Genomic DNA, 1,423 nt, shown 5'->3' on the forward strand with positions numbered 1-1,423 from the left:
TATGCAATGGACGGGGGTTATAAGGGATGGAACCCTTATAGAGAAAGGCATTGCTTCGATTTTGGCCAATTGTTTTCTATCTAGAGCGAACTAATCAATTAAATCTCTTGCCAGATAAGGATTTAGTCGATTTATGCCCCCCTATCGAACCATACCAAGTCCCGAAGAGCCGTAAAGTAGAGAGATTGGTCTTAACTCATAAGGATAGATTACTTAGATTTGGTAGTGAACTAATCTTTAGTCTGTGTGAGCAATTCGGAACTGAAGTTGTCATTATCAATCGAACTGAAGACAGTACATTTGAGGAGGATTTAGCGCCAGATGTCTTAGAAATCATTACGGTATTTTCCGCTAGATTGTATGGCTCTAGAAACCATAAAAATAGAAAAATCGTAGAGGAGTTAAGAGACGTTGCTACTAGGATTCAAGACTGAGTTAAAACTAAATAATCAACAACGCTCATTATTAGCCCAACACGCAGGAACCGCACGTCATGCTTGGAATTGGGGTTTGGCTTTAACCAAGCAAATTTTAGACCATAATCAAGCTAACCCTGATGAAAAAATCAAGTTTCCTACGGCTATTGACCTTCATCAATGGTTGGTAGCATTGGTAAAATCAGAGCATGATTGGTATTACCAAGTGTCTAAATGCGCCCCCCAATGGGCGTTAAGAGCTTTATCTGATGCTTGGAAAAGATGCTTCAAGAAGATAGCTAAACCACCAAATTTCAAGAAGAAAGGTAAACAGGATAGTTTCACTTTAGATGGGAGCATTAAAATTGCCCATCAAAAGATAAAAGTTCCTGTGATTGGTTGGTTAAAAACTTACGAGCGGCTACCTGATGGATACCAGCCAAAATCTGTTACTATTAGTAAAAAAGCTAATAGGTGGTTTATTAGTTTTAAGATGGAAGTTGAACAGCAAACAACCAATAAAACTTATGATGTAGTTGGTTGTGATCTAGGAATTAAATCTTTGGCTACTTTATCGACAGGTGAAACGTTTGAAGGCTCTAAAAGTTATCGTAAATACGAAAAACAATTAGCCAGACTTCAATACTTGAACCGACATAAGGTAAAAGGTTCAAATAATTGGAACAAAGCCCAACGGCAAATAGCTAAACTTCATTTTAAAATAGCTAATATCCGTAAAGATACGTTACATAAACTCACCACTTATTTAGCCAAGAACCACGGCCAGATAGTAATTGAGGATTTAAATGTGTCTGGGATGATGGCTAATCACAAATTAGCTAAAGCCGTTCAGGATATGGGTTTTTACGCAACATCTCAATAAATGCTGGTAAGGAAGCCGAAGTCAACCTAGAAAATGAACCCGCACTCGTGAGAAAGCATCGACTTAGGTTGCACTGAGGAAGAAAATCTGCTTTAACTAAGGATATGCTTCTTCCCATCGAGAG

Annotated in this window: 2 pseudogenes; both read left to right on the top strand. The window is 38.2% G+C overall.

Annotated features, from left to right (window positions below):
• Window positions 1-173: 173 nt before the first annotated feature.
• Window positions 174-434, top strand: a pseudogene (locus O9332_RS09860) (recombinase family protein); the annotation flags it as partial.
• Window positions 412-1,284 (top strand): annotated as a pseudogene (locus O9332_RS09865) (RNA-guided endonuclease InsQ/TnpB family protein); the annotation flags it as partial. The pseudogenes O9332_RS09860 and O9332_RS09865, both read left to right, overlap by 23 nt.
• Window positions 1,285-1,423 lie beyond the last annotated feature (139 nt).

It is taken from the genome of Microcystis sp. LE19-10.1B, from assembly GCF_027530565.1.
Classification (GTDB): Bacteria; Cyanobacteriota; Cyanobacteriia; order Cyanobacteriales; family Microcystaceae; genus Microcystis; species Microcystis aeruginosa.